Source organism: Bacteroidota bacterium, assembly GCA_036522515.1.
GTDB lineage: Bacteria > Bacteroidota > Ignavibacteria > UBA10030 > SZUA-254 > VBOC01.
This window is the reverse complement of sequence record DATDFQ010000056.1, coordinates 158,373-179,613: the sequence shown is the minus strand read 5'-3', so window position 1 is coordinate 179,613 and position 21,241 is coordinate 158,373. Positions and strand designations below refer to the sequence as shown.

Sequence of the window (21,241 nt, the reverse complement as noted above, 5' to 3'; positions counted from 1 at the left end):
TAAAAGTCGTTGTCTTAGGTTCGCCATTGGGTGGTCATTTCTTGTCGATTTCTCTGTCGTACTCTTTCTTCTTATCCCTCAGGAGCTCCTGCTCGGTCTTGTGGGCGGAGATCCTGCCCCGGAGCGGCTGAAGGAGTTCCGCCTTCAGAAGGACGATCAGCTCGTTCTTCGTCTTGACCTTGCTCTCAGACCCGAACACATACCGGAGCCCGAGGAACCACCAGGGCAGATCCTTCAGGAAGGGTATTCCCTCCCTTGTTTCCACGTCGGTCGTATTAAAGAGGCCGCCGATCACGGTTTCCTCGCCGTCGTAGAGGAGCGTTCTGGTGTTGACATTCGTCTTGTTGATTTCCGGTCCAGGGGCCACATCGCTCTGTTCGATCGTCAGATCGAGATAGATGAAATCGGTATCCGACTGCGTGTAGAGGGTCGGGGTGACGTCGATGATGGTACCCGTCGATATCTGCTGGTTGACGGTATTGCCCGCGACATCCCTCGTCTGGATATAGATGTCCTTGCCAACCTGGATTCTTCCCTTCTTGCCGTCGCGGACGACGACTTCGGGGCTCGTGATCACTTCTCCAAGTGAGTTCTGGCCAAAGAACTTGACGAGAGCGTCAATATTCGCAAAGGTGAATGAAGGCGGAGATTGAATCACGCCGATGAACTTGTCGAGCGAAGGGCCGCTTCCCCCCGCGCCGCCGGCTCCGGCTGCTCCCCCCGCCGCCTGGGCCGGGGGTACATGGGAGGTCGTGTCGCCCTTGTTAATCCCCGAGGCGATATATCCGGTGAGGGCGGGTTCCTTCGGCTTTGACCGGAAGAAATTCCAGCTGATGCCGTAATCCTGAAGTTTCGACAGGCTTGTGGTGAAAAAGACCGCGGAGATTCTGATGTCCCGGCTTTGCAGCGTCGGCGGCGGTTCGGTCAGGGGTTGTCCGGGACGCTGCTGGCTCTCGGCGACGGTCGTCGCGCCTTCCGGCAGAATCTGGATATATTCCGATTCCTCGACGACCTGCAAATGGTTGAACCGGCAGATTTTGTCGAGAGCGTCGCGCCAGTGCTCATTCACGATATAGACACCGATCGGGTTCTTGTGCTTCCCGGGATCGATGATGATCTTTCCTGCGTATTGCTTGCTCAGCTCGCCGATCACAAGGAGTGCCTGGTCCATGCGCATCGTCGAATCAAGCGAGACAATTTCCTGCGGATTCACATACCCCTTGGTTTTTATCCGCGTATCGCGCGATTGCGGGAGCGCGATCTGAACGAACAGCAGGGACAGCAGGAACGATACCAGAATGAATGCCTTTTTCATGAATACTCCGTTGTTTGTTCTATTTAACCGATTGACCAACACGAATTCTGAGTTCATACCGCTCCGCCACTCCGCCCTTATTGAGGAGGCACTCGATCTTCCCCTCGTTCGGGAGGATCCTCGTGACGTAGCCCAGGTACACTTTATCGCCCTCTTCGAGGATCCGCGATTTTTGATTCTGATCGACAATGAATGCTTTACCCGGTATCACCGCCTTCAGATCCGACCGCTCAATCTCGATCTCGTTCGCCTGCGGCGGCGGGATCTCGTGGAAGATCAGCGGGTAGAAGGGGTTCGAAGTCAGCGTCAACGGCGTTGCGGTCACCTGACCCGGCGCGTTGTTCAATTCGGGTATGGAGGAATAATAGGATTCAAGCTCCATCTCGAAGAGGACCAGGATTTTGGTTTCCGCGGTCACCTTGTCCTTGGCCTCATACCCTCTCAGGCTCAGGTTTGAAATCTTCATCAGCCGGCGCCCGTTTTCCGCGTACCAGATGAACCGGTAGATATTATTGAACGGCGCCTCACCCTTGAGCGTATAAACGTTATACCCGTAGGTGCCGAAATCCCGGGGCCCGACGTACGTAAGATCCATCTTCACCTCGCCGCTCACGTCGATCGTGCGGTTCAGGTAGCCGTAGGTCTCGCCCGTGACGTCTTTCGGGGGAACATCCTTGTTGCGGGTCTCCCACCGTTTCTTCATGTCGGCCAGCTGGGCCGCCGTCTGGTTGTACTGGTTGGCGAGATCGGGCGTGTTCTGAAGATCGACCTCGAGTTTCCTGATCTCCGCGTTGATGGCCGTCAGGCTTCTCGGCAGGTAGATCGCCGTCACGTAAAATCCGACCAGGAGAAGGAGCAGGAGGACGGAACCCAGGACAATCGTATTTCGAATCGTATATGACACGTTTATCTCCGGTTTATTGGAATCAGTTCCATTGCTGTTACTGAGTGCCGCCAGCCGCCGGCGGCGTTTTTTCCTGCTGCGGCGGAACCGAGATGATGAAGCTGTAGACCGAAGGCGATTTTTCCCGAATCTCCTTCACTTCCACCTTCGTGAGGGTCGCGTTATCGAACAGGGCCGCGATCCTGGGAATGCGCGCGCGGTAGAGGGTGAACCCCGTAATGCTCATCGCTCCGGCGCCGAGAGACTTGACTTCCGTGATCCAGACCGCTCCCAGGTCTTCGACACCCTTCGTCAGCTGGGCAAGCATCCTGTTCCAACGGTCGCTTCCCGGGACAAGCGAGTCGTAAACGGCGAGCGCGGTGTTATACCTGCCGATTTGTTCGTTCAGGCTGGCGATTGCGACTTTCAGCTTTTCGTTCTCAGCCACCTTGTCCTGCAGCTGGCTCAGCGTGGCCTTCCGGGTCGACACCTCCTTCTGCACCGTGCCGTACTGGGACGTGAAATAGAAGGTGCTCAGAAACACCAGGGCGAGAAGTATCTGGCCGTGCCACGCAAGCTTAAACGTCCGTTGCCCCTCGCGGACCGATTCCGGCAGGAGGTTGACCGGATAGAACCCCGGATGATCGTCATCGAGGAGTTTCCACGCCGTGGCGATCGCGACGGCATACTCCGGGATCTGTTCCTGCATTTCGGCCGACAAGCTGGTCGTATCGAGATACGGAACCCGCATGTACTGGACGTCGACCTCCGGCAGTTGTTCCCGGATGAACTTATCGAGATCGATCCGCCGGCTCTCCCCCGCCAGGAGGATCTTGTCGATGCGGGGAATGCCCATGTTATCCTGCTCGAGAAGCAGGCGGCTGTAGATCGTGTTCTGGATGTTCGGGGAATCGTGGCCCTCGCCGAGCAACGGCGCAAAATGGAAGAACTCCGAACCCCTCATGAAGATCAGGCGCGTGAACTCGACCCCGACGTACACGATCGTCGTGATTTCGTCGGCGGCAAACCCGTAGTTGGCGCGCGCAAGGTTCATCAAGGCGACATCGGCGATCTCGATCAGCGCGATGCGCGGAAGCCGCTTCCCGAGGAAGGGCTTGATATCCTGGAGGGTATTGAGCATCGTCGCGCCGTTTTCGCGCACAACGCAGACAAGATTCTTTTCGGCGGAATGGAAGAAATCGATCGAATCGAGCGACGGCTGCACCGCCCGGACGTTCCTCAGCTCGTCGACCGCCCGTTGTTTCAGTTTCTTTCCGGCGAGCCCGAAGTCGCTCTCGAGCACATGATAATAGATGCTCGGCTCGGAGATCGCATATCCCAAAACGTAACTTGCGGCCGGGTACTTCGAGAGGAGCCCGACGAGCACGCTGTTGTTGTCGATGGCAAGGGTTTCGCCCCCTTCTCCGCTGGAGGGAAGAGCGAAGGTGTCCATCGATTCCCCGAGCGTGTCGAGCTCTGCGGTCGCGGTATGACGTTCCTCGAGCTTGGTCGCAAGCTGCGCGGTTTGGACTTCATCCAGCACAACGGTCCCGCGCTTGAGAGAGAGCTTCGCAAATTTGAGTTCCAGGCCGTCCACAAACAGCCCGATGGCACTATTTCTATTTCCCCTCAGTGACGCCATAGATGTGCTTATCCTTGTGAATAATCAGAAATCAATTTCCCTGCGGAACAAGGTTCAGAATCTGCTGCAGCCTCCTCTTGTTGTTCGCGAAATTCATCGCCGTCTCGAGCGAAATGCGTTTCGCCAGATACAGGCGTTTCAGGTCCTGCTCCATCGTCGTCATGCCCTGCTCGGACGATTCCGACATCATCTGATAAATTTCCCCGGTGTTGTTGTTCTTGATCGCCGCCTTCACCGACGGAGTCGCGATCATGACTTCCTTCGCGAGGACGCGGCGCTTGTCGAGGCTCGGGATCAGCTTCTGGGAGATCACCGCCACGATCACGTCCGCCAGCCGGTTCCTCACGCGTTCCTGTTCGATCGGGGGAATTTCTCCGATGATACGGTCGATGCTTTCCACCGCGGAAGAGGTGTGAAGCGTCGAGAACACCTTGTGACCGCTATCGGTGATTTCCAGCGCGGTAAGGATCGTGTCCGGGTCGCGCAACTCGCCGATGATGATGATGTCGGGATCCTGGCGGAGGGACTGGACGGCGCCCTCCTTAAAAGAAAGCACGTCGCGCCCGACTTCCCGGTGCCGGATGATGCAGCGGTCGGGTTTGTGCACGAATTCGACCGGCGACGCGATGATCACGCAATGGGCGTCAATCGAGTGGTTGTTCAGATCGAGAATGCTGTCGAGCGTCGAGCTCTTGCCCGAACCGGTGATCCCGGTGACGAGAATGAGGCCTTCCTTCGTGTGGGCGAGGCTGACGATCCGGGTGACGTTGGGATGCAGTTCGAGACTCTTGTAGGGCCTCACCGCGTTGTTGATCGCACGCATGTTGAGGCCGAGCTGATCGAGGTCGAAATAGGCGTCGGCGCGGAAACGGTAATAGTTCTCGCCCTGGACGATCGAATAGGAGAAATCGAGATTCCTGTTTTCGTAGAGGTACTGGCGCTGCCGTTCCAGCATGATGCTCTGGATAAGCACGTTGACCTCGTCGAACGTGAGGGCTGGAAGCGAGGGATCGGGCTTCTTCACGCCATGGATCCTGTACCATATCTGGCCCCGGGTCCCGGTGCCCCCGAGGTCGATGTCCGAGGCCGTTATTTCGGACATCCGCAGGAGAAATCCGTCGAACATCCGCTTGATCAGGGTGCGCTCTTCCTGCGATTCCCTTGTCGCCAGGTCCCCGATCAGCATCTGTCGTTCCACCCCGTAAGCCGTCTCCGGGATGTTGCGGACAATTTCTCTCAGTATGGAGATTGCTTCTTCCATTCGCGATTTTCTCGTTCAGGCAATGATTTAAAGTTATCCTTTAGATATCTTATATTACCTTCTTGTTAACAGCGTGTCGAATATAGGCAAAAATTACGCCCTTGTCAATAGCCCGACCCAAAAAAGGGTAAAACGTGTGCCAAGGGACACAAAAGCCCAAAAAAATGCCCTGGATAAGGTTTTTTCGGTATTCAGGGCATTTTTCCTGCTTCGGAAGCAGGCGCTCAGGGCTTACGATCCGGATTTACTCATACCAGTACATAACCCTGTAAGCCTGCAGTTTATTAATGTATTTGGCCAATTCGAGGGCATCCTTGCTGTAGCTGACGTTACTGCTCCCCTTCATGGTGAACTGGCTGCCGCTTGATCCTCCCATGAGCACACCGCCAACCACCGTCGGGGTGCCGGTACCGAACTGGAGATCAATCGTAGCGTCGTTATAGGCGATGAGGAGTCCGTGAAAGACGAATGTCCCGGACATTGAAATCTTTCCCGAAACGACCAGAATTCCCCAACCTTCGATATTTCCCTGGAAGTTGACCGCCCCGGTGCAATAAACGACCGCGGGCGTATTCACCGACCCCCATGTCATATTGCTGCCGTAGGAACCGCTGGTAAACGTATAGTCTGCTGCATTTATGTAATCGCCGACGAACTGCGAAGGGTCGGTCATGGTGCTATCGCGCACCACGTCCACCGTCCCATCGATTTTGTTGCTGTAGGTGAGAACCTTTGATGTATCCCCGGGGGTGATGACTCCAACCCCTGGCTTGTCGTTGCTACTCGGCGCGAGGAGGTTCCCGGCGATATCGTGGTTATGGCCGTCGATGGAAGCGCCTCCGGTCATGCTGAATCCGACATTCGTAGCATTAAGACCTACCGCCTCGTTCACGATCGGGAACGGGATGGGCTGCCGCCTGAGACGGACATTCATGGTGCGGGTCGTATCGATATATTTGGATTTACTCCAGATATCGACCGTGTCCAGAAACGCAGGATTGGCGAGTTTTATACTGACCGAACAAACCCCTGACATTACGTTCACGACCATCATCGGAGTCCCGAGGCGGTTCATCGGACCGATGATCGAGGTGTCATTCCTGTCGAGCGCACGGAGCATCATGTTGACACCGGTATGCGCAATATTTCGCGCATTCGCATACTTGTCGAATCCCGCCACATTCTCCGTCAACCCTCTATTCGATTGGTTGAGCGTGTACCCGACGATCCCCACCGTCATCGATAGCCCGAGAACAATCACGATCGCTAGTCTTCCCATGTCTGCTTCCCCCGATTAGAGGTTTCTTGGATAGATCCGTTTTTGATAATACGTGGACACATAGCTCGATCCACCCGACCGCGTCGTGTCGAACGGCGTCGGGCTCTGGAGCGTCAGGTAGACCCGGATCGCCTTGATGCTGTCCAAATTGCTGCCCGTGACGGGCGCTGCCAGGAGCGAGTCTCTCGAATTATAGTACGACAGGACGAACCTGGTGACGCTGAAATTGATGAACACCTTTGTCGTGTTCTCAAAGCGGTACAGCGACTTGTCCGCCGGATTCGGTGAAGAGGTCACCAGCCCTCCGAGATCGTACTCGATGCTATCCCGCCTGCCGGCGATGTTAAACAGGTTCGTATAGAATTTTATTTTCGAAGTGTCCGCGAATGCGATGGCTCCCGGCTTTGAGACGGCGTAGCCGGCTTTATACAGATCGAACTCCAGAATCCGGGCGAGCTGAATCGATTGAGTCTGAAGATTCAGATCCGTTAAGCCCTTGTAAGTCTCGTTACTCATGTTGATGTTGATACCCATGACCATCAGCATGAGCATGCCGACAAGGACGATCGACCCGATAATATCCATCAATACTGACATCTGTTCACCTCACGTTTTCCACGGTTCACAAAAAGCAATCCCTCTCTTCGAAAAAAAATCAAGCGGTCAAAAATATCGCCGGTACACGGCCACGTCCGTAACCTGCAAGTAATACTTCCCCGTCCATTGGTTGTACGGAACCGAAGACGGATACATGTTCGGGTGCCGTATCGTGACCACCACTTTCTTAAAGAATGTCTGCGGGGTCGATTTCACGCTCGGATCCAATTCGGTGACATAGTAGACGCTATCGATGATGCTGAACGTCCCCATGGCACTCGTAAAGGCAAGACGCTTGTATCCGTTGTAATCGTCCACGTCGTTATAATACTTGAGCGACTTGAACGGAGTCGCGGTATCCGGCGGTTCCGGCAACGGGACATTGGTCGCTTCCGTTCCGTTCGGCCCGAAACTTCCGGTGGCGGTGAAACCGGTCGAGTCGAAGACCTTCGCCCCGTTCGCAACGGCCTGGTCGTACGCCTGCGTGAGGATCTCGTCCAGCATCGATTGACCGAGCGAGACGGCGTCGAGATGGGCCTCCACTTCAAGCATGGTGGCCGTCTTATTGACGAGCATGGAATTGATGGTGAGCGCGACAAGCGAGAGAAGCATCAACGCCCCCAGGACCAACAGCATTTGACCAGTGTTCATAGATTTCCAAAGTGTTGGCTTCAATCTACGACAGGATGGCCAATGCCGCAACGGGTTATGTGAGGGCGGTCAACCCCTGGGGGGGTAGTTGCGAAAACGCCTCCGGTTGAAGGCGAAAACGGAGGAATTCCGGGGGGTGGAAATGAAACGCGCTGAAGCGCGATTCTGTGGGCTATTCTTCGATCGTAGTGGAGACGATCTCTTCGAGCGTCGTGACTCCCTGCATCATCCGTTCCATACCGGAGCGCCGCAAGGTCCACATGCCGTCTTTCATCGCCTGCTGGCGGATGGCGTTTTCGTCGATTTCCTGGCCTGAACGGACGATGATCTGCTGGATATCCCTGCTAAAATACAATGCCTCGTGGATGGCCGCGCGTCCTTTCCAGCCCTGGTCGCACTTGTCGCACCCGACCGGCTCGAAGAAGGTCCCTTGCTGCAGCATCTGATCGGTAAACCCGAACTTCTGGTAAATCTCGATATCCTTGTCCGTCAGTTTCATCGGACGCTTGCAGAGGCCGCAGAGGGTCCGGATCAGCCGCTGGGCGACGACGATGTTGATGGCATAGGCGATGAGGAACGGCTCGACACCCATCTTGTACAACCTCGTCACAGCGCTCGGAGCGTCGTTTGTGTGAAGCGTCGAAAAGGTGAGATGTCCCGTGTTCGCGAGCTTGATGGCGATTTCTGCCGTGATCTTATCGCGCATTTCACCCACGAGCACAATATCGGGATCGTGACGCAAAATTCCCCTGATCGCCTGATCGAAATCCATTTTCGGACCGATCTTCAGCTGGCGCGCGCCCTTGATGATGTATTCCACAGGCTCCTCGACCGTCAGCACGTTCACCGTCGGATCGACCACCTGGTGAAGCGCCGCGATCAGCGTGGTGCTCTTTCCGCTTCCCGTGGGACCGGTGAGGATGACGATCCCCTGCGGCTTCGATATCGCCTTGTAGAAGTAGTCCTTTGCCGGACCCTGCAGACCCAGCTTGTTGAGGTCGGTGATCACCTTCCGGTTGTCGAGAACGCGGATGACGATGCTTTCGAACTTGTGCTTGATGTCCACGCCGACGATCGGCATGATCGAAACGCGGAACCGGATCTGGTACCCGTCGATCATCCTCTGGATGAATCCGTCCTGCGTCGTTTCCCGTTCGAACCGGTCGACGTTTTTCGAACGGTCCTTCACGACCGCCGCGATCGCCTCGGGCATCGTGTTTTCCTGAACGTACCACTGGCGGAGGCTGCCGTCCAGACGGAAATAAAACTCGGTGCGGTTTCCCTCCTTGCCGATGATGTGTATATCGCTCGAACCCTGCCTGACCGCCTCCACGAGGATTCCCTCCACGAGGTTGACGAGGGCGCTCTTGCTGATTTCGTTTTCGAGGGCTTCCTCGTCCAGGATGGACTCGTCGTCGGGCGAGGTGATGTCGACGTCGGCGTTGGCGAGGAGTTTCAGGAATTCGTTCTCGACCTGGATCACCTGCTCCATCAATCCCTGGAGGTCCTTCAACCGGCAGTAACAGACCTCATATTTCTTGACCGGGAACTCCCTCGCGATGGCGGGGATGTTGCGGTCCGTTGGATCGCACGCGACGAGGATCAGCTTGTCGGGCTGTTTTTCGTCGAACCGGAGCGGGAGAACTTTCGTGTGGATCAGGAGGTCTTTATAGTAGTCGGGGAGCGGGTCGATGAAGCGCTTGATGAAATCAATCCGCTCGGAAGTCAGGGTCTCATCGTCGATGATTATTTCCCGGAACGCGTAGAGCGAGGCCACCTCGCGGAAGACCGCGTCGTGATCGACATTGAAATCCCTGACGAGAATCTGGCCGAGATTCCGCCGGGTCTTTTTGTCCTCGGTTTCCCTGACGTGGAGGGATTTCTCCAGCGTCTCGTAATCCACGATGCCCTTCTTGAGCAGCGTGTACCCGATTTTATCGGTGATATCTACGTCGGGCATTCCGACTCGTTGGGGATTTGTTCCTCCGCCGGCGCGGCCTGAATCGGCCGCACCTTCGGCGTCCCGCTTCGCGGGTTCTGAACCTTTGACCGGCATCTTAGCTTCCGCCCGCGCCGGGATTCGTGCTCGGGTGGAACGTCGCCGTTTCCGAAGAAACGAGCGTCAACAGCGTCAGGACCACCATGATGATCAAGCTGATCCAGAGCTGGATGAAATCGATCGCATTCCGCATCTTGTAGGTCGTTTCCTTTTCATAGTACTCGGCGAGCTGGAGCGCGGTATGCTTCACCGTGCCGGTTTCCGCGCCGGAGTGAAGCCGGGAGATGGCGGTCTTGGTGAAGACCCCGGAGGCCTCGAACGCCTCGGTGATCCCGGCGCCCTTCTCGACCATCATGGGAACCGCAACGGTTTTGATTTGATGTTCCATGTACTTGTTTCCGCAGGCTTCGGAAGCCATCTTGATCACGTCGATGTTTTCGCCGGCGCCGCTATAGAGCGCATAAAACACGCGGCAGAATATCTCGATCGCCGTTTTGTGCAACAGCGAGCCGACCACCGGGATTTTCCAGATGTACTTGTCCCGGATGAATTTTCCGCGCTCCGTCGAAAAGAACCGAACCGCCAGGAGCGTCGGCACCAGGGTCGCCACCAGGATGATCACATAATTGTTCTGCAGGAATCCGCTCATCTGCAACGTCGCATACGTCATCGGGAACTGTCTCATATCGATCTTGAGGCGGACGAAGACCTCGGCCATGCCCGGGAAGATGAATCCGACGTAGTAGAGGCACGCGCCGAACAGCGCGATCAATGTCACGATCGGCATGATGAGCGCGCTCTTGAGGTTTTTCTTGAATTCTGCGCGCCGCTCCAGAAATTTCGCGGTACTGTCGTAAATCTCGGCCATGTTTCCGCTCTTGGAAGCGAGGCCGAGCATGTGCGCGGTGAACCGGCCGAGAATCGCTTCCTGTTTGATGAAGACCTTCTCGCTGTCCTTCCCCTGTTTCAACTCGTTGTTGATTTCGCGGATGCTGTCCCGCAAGACTTTGTTGGAAATGTCGTTGACCATGAGCTGCAGGATCTCGTTGTACGGCAGCTTCTGCCGGATCAGATCCGCGCTGACGCGCACGAACGTGACGATCTCCGCGGTCGGGGGTTTGAGCTTGACGTCGAAGAGTTTTTTCTTGACGCTGAGGACGCGGAACCCCATCTTGGAGAGGGCGTCCTGAACCTCTTCCTTGGTGAACGCCTTCTGTTCTCCGAGGACCGGCTTCTCGCCGCCCCGCTGTACTTTATAGAGGAACGTCGTTCGGGGCAGGATACGGATGATCTTGAATTTCCGCTGAGTCGCCATCTGCTGCGCCTTGACCTTCGCCGCGCGCGCGTTCTCGGCCTCAATGATACCCTGAACCGTCTTGCCTATTGTCGACACACCCTCAATTCGAAACTCAGGCATAGCGCAACTCCATTTGGTTTTATTGTCCCGCCCACATCGTTCTGTTCCTGCGTCTTACGCCCCGTCTCTCGCTCGATTCACGAGACGGTTCCAACGTACATATCATCTTCTACAAAATCAATAGGCCTGTGAGATGTGCTACATTTTCGGCACCCACGGCCCACCCCTAAAAAAGGCTTCGCCGGGTTCAAGGAGGTTCCCTTCTCTCCCCGATCCCGGCAAAGCTAAAAACCAACCCTCAGGAACTGTTTCGCGTTCAAATCAGTTCTGAGACCCGCCGAATATGATTACCATCCGGCGTAGACGATCGTGGTTTTCCCGGAGTCGTCTGCCGTGCAGGTGGCAATCCACGCGGTGTTGATCGTGGAGGTGCCCACAATCTGTATCGTTTGGGCATTTATCGTTCCGGTAGCAAAGGTTCCGTTGTCGTCCTTCGCCATCTTCGACGGAATCGTGTAGCCCGTGTACGTGCCGGCGCCGCCGCCCATCGTTGCGGGACGGATCTTGTACTGGTATGCGTTCGCGGATACGTTCACCAGGCTGGACGTAACCCCGTCCTTGTTAGCCTGCGTGCTATGCGCGCCAAACTGCGAAATACCCACGGCAATCGCGATACCGACGATGATGACGCCGAGGATGATCAGTAGAAGTTGCTGTTGCCCCATGTTGTTACTCCTTCAGATGTGTGTTGTTGTGTTTTATTTCAGCCCGCCGCTCCACACTTCTCGTATCTCCCGCGGGTAAGCTGTCCTCTGATTCTACTTCCCCTCGGAATCTTTCAATCAATTTCCGGCTTAATTCCTGCAAGCGCCGTGCCAATAACGCGCCGAAAACCGACTCTTTGGATCAAGCGAAGCCGCACGAAAATGAGCCCTTTCGCCCGAGATCAATGTTGAGAACGGATAATATGAGAAAAAAATTCCTCGCCTCAAGTAATTTATTCCGCCTGGACGCAGATTGTAGCCCTCCATAAAACAGCTTCGCCGGAATCAAGGAGCTTCCCTTCTTCTCCTCGATACCGGCGAAGCATTTAAGAGAGACGCTTCCAGAACCGTGTCTGTGAAGATCCGGTCCCGAAAACCCCCCAGGTTACATTACCAACCCGCGTAGGTGATGGTCGTCTTGCCAGAGTCATCAGACGTGCAGGTTGCCTTCCACGCGGTGTTGATCGTGGAAGTACCGACGATCTGAACGTTCTGGGCGTTGACGGTCCCGGTGGCGTATGTTCCGTTATCGTCCTTCGACATCTTCGACGGAATCGTGTAGCCTGTATAGGTGCTACCGCCTCCGCCCATCGTCGTGGGACGGATTTTGTACTGATACGCATTGGCCGCAACGTTTACCAGGCTGGATGTGACGCCATCCTTGTTGGCCTGCGTGCTGTGCGCGCCGAACTGCGAGATACCCACGGCAATCGCGATACCGACGATAATGACGCCGAGGATGATGAGTAATAGCTGTTGCTGACCCATTGTGCCGCTCCTTTGATTGTTGGTTCTGGTTTGTTAATTAGTTCTTGCTTAACCGATCGTTTCTCTAACTACTCGTTCCCGCTGCCCTTCGTTTTTTGGACTTCCCCGGGGTCCCCTATACGTGGAACCCGGTCGCCCTTACGTGTCAGAAATATCGCAAGCATTATGCCAATTGCCCATCCATGTGATCCGCCTCACCGGTCAGACAATTTCATGGCAGAATCGGGCTTTTTGCAGGACAATTCCGGCCGGGAAAAACGTGAACGGGAAAACTTTTCCTCCCCAACTGTAATTTATGCCGATATCGTCCAGGGAGGGGGTCCCCATAAAAAAGGCTTTGCCGGGAAGGAGGAATGATTTTCCCACTTTATCCCGGCAAAGCACCTTCAAAACGCCTCAGGAAAGATAACCCCTCAAACCAATCCTGAGATCTGTCGCCTCAGTTTACCAGCCAGCGTAGACGATCGTCGTCTTGCCCGAATCGTCCGACGTGCAGGTGGCTTTCCACGCGGTGTTGATCGTGGAAGTACCGACGATCTGAACGTTCTGGGCGTTGACGGTCCCGGTAGCGTAGGTTCCGTTATCGTCCTTCGACATCTTCGACGGGATGGTGTAGCCCGTATACGTGCTGCCGCCTCCGCCCATTGTCGTGGGACGGATCTTGAACTGATATGCGTTGGCGGAAACGTTCACGAGGCTGGATGTGACGCCATCCTTGTTGGCCTGTGTGCTGTGCGCACCGAACTGTGAGATACCCACGGCAATCGCGATACCGACGATAATGACGCCGAGGATGATAAGTAGAAGTTGCTGTTGACCCATTGCCTTGTTCCTTTATGTTAACGAGTGAGATGGTAGCTTGTGATTTAATTGTTCAAATGTCGAATGACCTTCTCATAGGTCCAGTCACCATCCCACGTATGAGACGAACGCCTTGCCCGAATCGTCGACTGTCATCGTCGCGACCCAGGCTGAATTAATGACCGAAGTTCCCGAAAATACGATTTGAGTCGAAAGAATCGAGCCGCTCACCGCATACGATCCGTTGTCGTCGCGGAGCATCTTGTTCGGGACGGTATACCCGGCGTACGAAGGGTTTCCCCCGCCAAATGCTTTGGGGCGCATCTTGTACTGGTAGGCATCCGCCGCGATATTCTGCATGCTCGATGTGAGCGCATCCTTATTTGCCTGTACGCTATGCGCGTCGAACGTTGTCATTCCCACGAATACCATGATTCCGACCACTATCGCGCCAAGTATGATTAGAAGAAGCTGCTGCTGGCCCATCTGAAACTATCTTTCTAAGAAATTTGACATGTTGACAACTCTGGAAGATATGCTGCAACCCCCGTGCCACACCACCTGACCGCTCAAAAACGGCCATCAATTATCAAAATTGCCCCACATGAGGCCGAATCACCCATCCAATAGGCTGATTCCGGAATCGGGAGGTAAATAATGCCACACATACAGTAGTACCTTCCGGCCGTTGTGCAGTTAGTTCAGACCTCTCTACGGGTCCGAAAGTCCTCGAATCGCGATGTTTTTAGCTGTGTATCCTAAAACGGGAGGTTTTTGATATGACCGGGCTCAACGAGGAATCAGACGGGAGAAGTAGCGGGGAAACCGGAAGAACGAGCCGGTGAAGCGACTATAGATAGATGCTCTTCCGGGAATAAGGGATCGGGTCTTCGACCCCGGCTTGCTGAAATCCGCGCAAACGGAGGGCACAACTGTCACAGACACCGCAGGCGAGGTCTTCCGACTGATAGCATGACCAAGTCCGCTCGAGCGGCGCGCCCAATTCAATCCCCTTCCGAACGATCTCAAATTTCTTGAGATGAATGATCGGGGTTTGAATTTCGAGGTCCGTTGATGGTTTGGTCCCGAGCTTCACGGCCCGGTTGAATGCCTGATAGAACTCCTCCCTGCAATCAGGGTATCCGGAGGAATCCTCCTCGACCGCTCCGATGAAAATCTTCGAGGCCTCCAGGACTTCGCCCCAGCTCACGGCAATTGAAAGAATGTGCGCGTTCCGGAAGGGAACGTAGGATGCGGGGATTTCCTTCCGGTTCAGATCCGCCTTCTCAACCCGGATCGAGCTGTCCGTCAGGCTCGATCCGCCGATCTGAGCAAGGTGCTCGATATTCACCACAAGACGGCGCTCGACCCGGTAAAAGTCGGCGATGTCGTTAAACGCCTTCAGCTCCCGCTTCTCGGTCCTCTGGCCGTAGTTCAGATGGAGGAAGGCCGGCGAATAATTCTTCACCGCGACCGCCGCCGTCACGCAGCTATCCATCCCTCCGCTCACCAGAATAACGGCAATCTCCTTCATACCCCTTTCGTCTCCGGGTTCCAGATGTACTTGTGCATCTGCAACTGGAAGCGGACATTCAGTTTGTCGCTCAGAATCCATTCCGAAAGCTGGACGGGCTCGAGCTTTCCGAACACCACGGACATCAGGACCGGAGAGCGCCGATCGATCTCAAACTCTGCGATCATCCGTTTCGACCAGTCATAATCTTCCCGGTCGCCGATGACAAATTTGACCTCGTCCCTTGCGTTCAAATGCTTCACATTCTCCCAGAGATTCTTGTTCATCATCCCGCTCGACGGACACTTGAAATCGACGATGCGCCTCACCCGCTCGTCGACCCCGCCGATGTCGAGGCTGCCGCCGGTTTCAAGTAGAAGCTCGTACCCCTCGTCGCACAGACGTGTCATCAGCTCGTGCACGTTCGCCTGGAACAGCGGCTCGCCGCCCGTCACCTCGACCAGCTTGCATCCGAATCTCCGGACGGACGCGACGATCTCGTCGATCGGGCTTTCCTTCCCCTCGTAGAACGCATACTCGGTATCGCAGTAGGAGCACCGGATGTTGCAGTAGGTCAGGCGGACGAAGACGCACGGGCGGCCCATGTGGCTCGATTCGCCCTGAATGCTGTGGAAGATCTCATTAATGACGAGCGTATGGGGAGCCGCGTTTTTCACATCGACCTGTCGGATCCGCCGGAGGAGGGCCGCGCGCCCCGTTTCATCAGGCCTTTGAGCATCCCGACGCCACTACCGACCAAACAGACGACGTGGTCGATGAACAGAAATGGGATCATCGCCACCATCGCGAACAAACCCCGGACCTGTTCGAGGTAATTGAGGAAACGGATATTCATGAGGAGATAGAGGGCAATGACTGCGCCCAGCGCGAGGGGCCAATTGCTGATCCACCCTTCAAGACCCGCGATCAGCAACGCGACGACCACGACCGGGACGAGCGTCGACAGGACGAACATCGGGTAAACATTCACGAACCCTTTTCTGACCGATCGCGAGACCTCCCCGAAACGCATCGCCAGCTCGACGAATCCGACGCTCCGGTGATACTCGTTTTTGATGAACGACCGCAGCGTATAATTCTTGAGATGTTCCACCTCGATATCCATATTCAGGGTGATGCTCAGGTTCGCGCGGGCAAACCGTTTCCCGAGTTCGACATCGTCATGCCCATGCTGGGCCAGAAGCTCGACGTTGAACCCCCCCAGTTTCTCGAAAGCCTCCCGCTTGATCCCTGAAATCGCTCCGAACAACCAGTCAATCGCCGGGGGACTCTTGATATAGGAATACCGGACCCAGAGGTTTTTATACTGGCTGACGAAATGCTCGTGGCGATGCCGCGCGGTGTAAAGGCCGACGACCGCGTCATTGCCTCCGCTCTCGAGCGATTCAACAATTCCAAGGAACGTCTCGCGCGCAACCACGACGTCGGAATCTATGAAAACAAGAATATCGCCCTTCGCGTTGGCTGCTCCGACATTCCTCGCGTTATTCGCGCCGCGTCCGTTTTCGACCTCGAGGACGGTAGTGTTGAATTGCTTCGCGATCTGCACCGTGCCGTCGCTTGAGTGATCATCCACCACGACCACTTCGATATTCTTATAGTAAGACCGCTTGATGGACCGCAGGCAGGCTTCCAGGGTCGCCGCCCCGTTCTTCACCGGGATGACGATGGAAACGAGGGGACGATATTCGTCGATCACACTCACTGGAACCCTTCAGATGATGAACTGTATCCCGGATTTGGGCATTCACACACTCCCCCTCCCCGGATATGCCTCTACTGGAGCGCCTGGAAGGATTGGGGATAAACGGACATGAGACTGATCTCCACCAAGGAACCCTCAGCAGAAACCCGGAGCGGGGAGACACCCCAAAGATAAGAAGAATTGCCCCCCGAAGCAAAACCCCTATTTGGCGAGTATCATCTTCCCCGTCCCCGAATTCACGGTACCGGCAGGGGTTCCGTCAGGCGAGAGGCCGGTGGCCTGCAGCCGGTAAAAATATACACCGCTCGCCAGGCCGGGCGCATCAAACGGCACAAACTGGTCTCCCGGTCCGAAGCCACGGTTCATGACGGGTCTTGCCACTTCCTCCCCGAGAATGTTAAACACCCTGACGGATACCAGCGAAGGAACCGGGAGATGAAACCTGATCAGCGTGGTCGAATTGAAGGGGTTGGGATAATTCTGAGAAATCGAAAAAGTCCGGGGAGCCGAATTCAATGCGATGGAGTAGGACCTCGCCCCTCTTCCGTAGATTGCCTTTTCTCCAGAACCCTTCAAGGGTTCGCGCCAGGTGACCGCGTTGTTTTTCCGCTCTACAAGCATATAGCCGACCCCTTCTTCCTCCGCGATCGAGTAGCTCACAGAAAGGAGAGAATCGGACGATTGAAGTTGAATCGGAAGCTCGCTTTCGGACCCGGAATCCGGACCGATGCGCGCGGCAAACCCTTGCGACGCAAACCGTACGTCGAACGCGCCCGGGGGAGGGACCGGGGGAAGCTCGGAGTACGCCCCGAACCGTTCCACCGCACGGTTCCCGAAATAGAGAGACCTCGACGTTCCTGATGCCCCGCGGAATGAGAGCGTGTTGAGATCGTGAACCGGAGTCGCCTGGTTGACTTTCGGACTTCCCCGGGTCGATCCGGGCGGCCTCGATACAATCACATCACCCGCTGCGCCCGCCTTTATCCAGTACCCCTTCCCGGGGGATAGTTCCGTGGAAATTAGATAGCCGTTGTCATACCCAAAGAAGAACGGGGCCAGATTTCCCGGGGGTGCGCTGGAGATCTGCGAGATATCCGTGTTGATAGTAAGAGACCCGATGATGTTCCACCCCGCCGCGACCGGAATCGTATCCGAAATGACCACCCGACCCGAAATGGGCACAACCGCGCTTGAATCGAACTTCAACCAGTACCCGATACCCCTGGCGAGAGAATCGGAGATCTGATACCCTCCCGCGTAGTAGAACGCCCTTGAGATGGATGTCGGGAAAACATTCTTCACCAGAACCCCTGAACTGTTCCTCGGGTAGGAAACCATATTCCAACCCGCCGAGACCGCCATCTGGTTGGCTGCGACGTGCAGTGTGAACGAAATCGAATCGCTCGCCCCCAGCTCGTCAGCGACTTTCAATACGATAAGGGTGTCGCCGACATTCGAACCTGCGGGCATTCCCGAAAACCTCCAGGCCACATAGGGTGAGTCGGGCTGAATCCGTTCATAGGAGAGCCAAGACGGGACGGACGACCCCACAACATGCAACGAATCCCCCACATCAACTTTCAGGACCCTGAGGGTGAACCGGTACAGGCTATCTTCGACTGCCACCGTCCTGAACGGCCTCAGCTGGGTGATGATCATGGGTGGATGGTTGGGAAAAATGAAGACGCGCCCTGTATCGGCAAGCAGGCCCGAATCGGATACGACAAGCTGTGCTTCATAGAACGAAGTGTCGCCGCCGGCGTCGTTTTGCGTAGAGTAGGAAAAACTCCTCCCTGAGTGAGTGTACCATCCGGTGTGAACGACATCCTTCCGATGCAGGGTGATTTCCCACGAAAAGGTCAACGTGGATTCAGGTTGCTCCGCATCGATGCCGGATGCGTCGAAGAAAATAGTCCCTCCGACCTGGAAATAGCTGCTGTCGGCCGGGGACGCAATACTTGCGTGAGGGCTTGTGTTCGGATAGACGGTGATCATCAGGGTGTCATAGCCGGCCGCACCGCGCGGATCCGTCCCCTTGAGAATCGTTCGGTATTGCCCCGCCGCCGTAAATTGATGTGTCACCTGCTGGCCGGTGCCGCTACCCCCGTCTCCGAAGTCCCACTGGGAGTTGATCAACTCCCCGTCGGGGTCGGACGAGCCCGCCGATGAAAACTGTACGGTGAGATTTCGCCGCCCGGATGTGGTCGAGGCATCCGCGTGCATCCTCGGAGACTGGTTCCGGGTGATGACCCGGACCTCGCCGGCTGAGACGAATTTCTGGGTGCCCCCCGGGGGGCCGATCAGGCGAATCCCATCGCCGCGCCGTGGAGCGAACGAGAGAACGAAGCTACGGTAGCTTGATCCGTCATTGCCTGTATAGCTCGGCGAGACGTGCAGACTGTCGACGTCGCTCCAGATCCCCCCTGAACGAACCTGGACTCCGAGGGACGTAAACCACCCGCCCCGCGCGGAATTGATCCCTTCCTGGAAAATAATCGAGGACATCATCAGGGTGTCCTGGAAGGAATAGCCGAGGTAATCGAGAGCCGGGCTCGTCCCGTCGTAGGTGGTATACTCCCCGAGTGAATCGCCGTTCCCAACAGGAGGATATGTTCGATCGTGGATGACGTCGATGGCCGCTTTCGTCGGATTCCCGGGGACGAGCCTCGAAGCAATCGGAGCACCGAGAGTTGTCGCGTCATATCCAGTGCCGTAACTTCCGACTGCAATCGCGAATTGAAGAGCCGGTGCGACCGTGTCGACACATGCGACGCTCAACGTTGCTATATAAAGGCGGGAAGACTGATAGGTGTGCGCGAGATCGGGGACCGTCGCGGAAGTGCTGTCTCCAAAATCCCAGTGAAAGGTCAAGGGCCGGCCGAGAGGATCGAATGACAGCGCGGAGTGAAAACTTGCGCTGAGAGGCGAGGGTCCTGTCACCGGCTCGACCGATCCGACCGCAACCGGAACAACCTGAGGGTTGGTGTAGACCACTCTCCGGAGTTCCCCGCGGAAGATGGAGAGATAGAGAAGCTCCCCTGTTTGAGGATCGTTAGCCATGTCGACGGGAACGCCGAGATTGCTCGCAAAGGGTTGGACGGTGACACCGTTTCCGTTAAATCGAACCAGATTGATCCAGTCGCTGAAGTCTGCGACGAAACAGGCTCCCCTGTAATAGGATGGATAGCTATTGCCGGCGCAAAAGAGAGTTCCGATTGCACACCATCCGGTATAGCCCGGAGGCTGGGAGAGGTTTTGCTCGTCATGGTTCCAGGTAATAAGAGGCTCCGTGAGTATGCCCGATGAGTCGATCGGACACCAGGTGGACGAGGCGGGAAGCAGGGCATATTCGGGGTTGGGCTCCGGCCCTTCGTGACAGGGCCATCCGAAATTCTGCCCCCCTGCGCCGCCCGACACATCGAGCTCCTCCCAGGTTTTCCATCCGCAGTCGCCCACGTACAGGTCACCCGGACTTCCGTCTGCAGGATTGTTCGTACCGGTGCCGGGCTTGATTGAAAACCTGAAGGGGTTTCGAAATCCCCTCACCCAGACCTTCGACCGGTTATGGGAAGGATTTCCGTCGAATAAGGGGTTGGACGGGAGACCGTTTCCCGTGGCGGGGTCGATACGGAGAATCTTGCCGGCCAGGCTGTTGACGAACTGGGATCGAAAAGCTCCAATGTCTTCATCCTGCGGAAATCTTCCCGGCACGAATGAAGACGAATCGTGCCCGCCCCCGTCGGCATAGTCGGCGTGGTCGCCGTCCCCCGTGCTGACAAGGAGGGTGCCGTCCGGAGCAAACCGTAACGCGTCGATCGTATGCATCCCGGAAGGATTCGGGACTCCATCCGACCATGATCGTCCCAGGAGAATCAGCCTCGTCGTCAGATCCGCGACATTTGGGTTGGCAGCGCTGGCCGTGACCCGGATAATACGGCCATACCCCGCCGACCCGTCCCCATGAATGTTCGCGCTGTCGAGATCCGTCACGTAGGCAAGGTAGACGAATCCGTTGAGTTCGAAATTGGGATCGAGAGCGAGCCCCATAAGTCCCCGGTCGCCATCGGTGAGGATTTCAGAACCGAGATCGATGAAGGGTTGGGCGAGTTTTGCGCCGTTCTGGACGACGAAAAGGCGACCTCCCTTTTCCCCGACAAAAATTCGCCCGTCGGGGGCAACGGCGAGACAGGTCGGGAGGCTGAACGTCGCGCCCGACGCGGCATTCACCGAACTGAACCCCAGCGCAAAGACAGGCTCCGAGGTTACGGATTCCGGATGGCGGAGCGTGGAATTCTTGCTGAACATCTGCGCACCCACAGGCGAGATGGCGAACAGGAGAGCAAGGCCTGAAATAAGTGCGCCTCTGCAGATCATAGTAAACCCCGGAACGATTTGTGAAATCCTTGTGAAAGTACGGCGATCAATCCCTCAGCACCGGAGGCGATCAAAAATCACGGCGCCATCCTACGATGAGGGATCGGTCTGGCGGGCGGGTGTGGGAGAAGCTTCACCGAGTATCCGACGCGACATTACGTAGACTTCTAATCCCGTTCGGTTCCTCGGCCTTTCAAACTATAGCAGGACAAGTATACAGAATTCCGGCAACTGATACAAGGGGTATCGGCCTAATTCCGGCTTCCTATCGTTTCGCGACCACCGATCCTTCGGACTCGGTAGCCGCAGCC

At 56.1% G+C, this 21,241-nt stretch carries 17 protein-coding genes; all 17 read right to left on the bottom strand.

The features are described 5' to 3' along the window. Positions 1-34: 34 nt before the first annotated feature. The 17 genes from VI215_11315 to VI215_11235 all read right to left on the bottom strand — a co-directional run bounded on the left by VI215_11315 (position 35) and on the right by VI215_11235 (position 20,930). A complete protein-coding gene (locus VI215_11315; GenBank protein ID HEY6192899.1) occupies positions 35-1,315 on the bottom strand; it encodes a type II and III secretion system protein in 1,281 nt (426 codons plus the stop codon). 19 nt (positions 1,316-1,334) lie between these two features. After that, positions 1,335-2,219 (bottom strand): hypothetical protein, encoded by an 885-nt coding sequence (locus tag VI215_11310; GenBank protein HEY6192898.1) that lies wholly within the window; start codon positions 2,217-2,219, stop codon positions 1,335-1,337. Positions 2,220-2,256: 37 nt separating this feature from the next. Next, positions 2,257-3,840: a hypothetical protein gene (locus tag VI215_11305; GenBank protein ID HEY6192897.1), complete on the bottom strand. Its 1,584-nt coding sequence runs from the start codon at positions 3,838-3,840 to the stop codon at positions 2,257-2,259. A gap of 31 nt (positions 3,841-3,871) precedes the next feature. Beyond that, positions 3,872-5,101, bottom strand: coding sequence for a PilT/PilU family type 4a pilus ATPase (locus VI215_11300; GenBank protein HEY6192896.1), 1,230 nt, complete (start codon positions 5,099-5,101; stop codon positions 3,872-3,874). Between the two features lie 244 nt (positions 5,102-5,345). Beyond that, positions 5,346-6,380 carry a hypothetical protein gene (locus tag VI215_11295; protein HEY6192895.1) on the bottom strand — a complete coding sequence of 345 codons (1,035 nt, stop codon included), beginning with the start codon at positions 6,378-6,380 and terminating at the stop codon, positions 5,346-5,348. A 15-nt stretch (positions 6,381-6,395) separates the two neighbouring features. Further along, on the bottom strand, positions 6,396-6,977 hold the full coding sequence (locus tag VI215_11290) for a hypothetical protein (protein ID HEY6192894.1): 582 nt from the start codon (positions 6,975-6,977) through the stop codon (positions 6,396-6,398). Between the two features lie 66 nt (positions 6,978-7,043). Then, positions 7,044-7,613, bottom strand: coding sequence for a hypothetical protein (locus tag VI215_11285; GenBank protein HEY6192893.1), 570 nt, complete (start codon positions 7,611-7,613; stop codon positions 7,044-7,046). Positions 7,614-7,800: 187 nt separating this feature from the next. Then, positions 7,801-9,588, bottom strand: a complete 1,788-nt coding sequence (locus tag VI215_11280) for a GspE/PulE family protein (GenBank protein ID HEY6192892.1) — start codon at positions 9,586-9,588, stop codon at positions 7,801-7,803. A 97-nt stretch (positions 9,589-9,685) separates the two neighbouring features. Continuing rightward, positions 9,686-11,044: a type II secretion system F family protein gene (locus tag VI215_11275; protein HEY6192891.1), complete on the bottom strand. Its 1,359-nt coding sequence runs from the start codon at positions 11,042-11,044 to the stop codon at positions 9,686-9,688. A 287-nt stretch (positions 11,045-11,331) separates the two neighbouring features. Beyond that, the gene (locus tag VI215_11270) at positions 11,332-11,709 is read right to left on the bottom strand and encodes a hypothetical protein (protein HEY6192890.1); all 378 of its coding nucleotides are present in this window, start codon (positions 11,707-11,709) and stop codon (positions 11,332-11,334) included. 429 nt (positions 11,710-12,138) lie between these two features. Continuing rightward, positions 12,139-12,516 carry a hypothetical protein gene (locus VI215_11265; protein ID HEY6192889.1) on the bottom strand — a complete coding sequence of 126 codons (378 nt, stop codon included), beginning with the start codon at positions 12,514-12,516 and terminating at the stop codon, positions 12,139-12,141. Between the two features lie 444 nt (positions 12,517-12,960). Continuing rightward, positions 12,961-13,338, bottom strand: coding sequence for a hypothetical protein (locus VI215_11260; GenBank protein ID HEY6192888.1), 378 nt, complete (start codon positions 13,336-13,338; stop codon positions 12,961-12,963). Between the two features lie 84 nt (positions 13,339-13,422). Next, positions 13,423-13,803 (bottom strand): hypothetical protein, encoded by a 381-nt coding sequence (locus VI215_11255; protein ID HEY6192887.1) that lies wholly within the window; start codon positions 13,801-13,803, stop codon positions 13,423-13,425. Between the two features lie 364 nt (positions 13,804-14,167). Then, positions 14,168-14,851, bottom strand: a complete 684-nt coding sequence (queC, locus tag VI215_11250; GenBank protein ID HEY6192886.1) for a 7-cyano-7-deazaguanine synthase QueC — start codon at positions 14,849-14,851, stop codon at positions 14,168-14,170. Next, complete coding sequence (locus VI215_11245) at positions 14,848-15,435, bottom strand: radical SAM protein (protein HEY6192885.1); 588 nt, start codon at positions 15,433-15,435, stop codon at positions 14,848-14,850. Before VI215_11245 ends, queC begins: the two co-directional genes overlap by 4 nt. A 68-nt stretch (positions 15,436-15,503) precedes the next feature. Then, positions 15,504-16,556 carry a glycosyltransferase family 2 protein gene (locus VI215_11240; GenBank protein ID HEY6192884.1) on the bottom strand — a complete coding sequence of 351 codons (1,053 nt, stop codon included), beginning with the start codon at positions 16,554-16,556 and terminating at the stop codon, positions 15,504-15,506. 201 nt (positions 16,557-16,757) lie between these two features. Next, a complete protein-coding gene (locus VI215_11235; protein HEY6192883.1) occupies positions 16,758-20,930 on the bottom strand; it encodes a PKD domain-containing protein in 4,173 nt (1,390 codons plus the stop codon). Positions 20,931-21,241 lie beyond the last annotated feature (311 nt).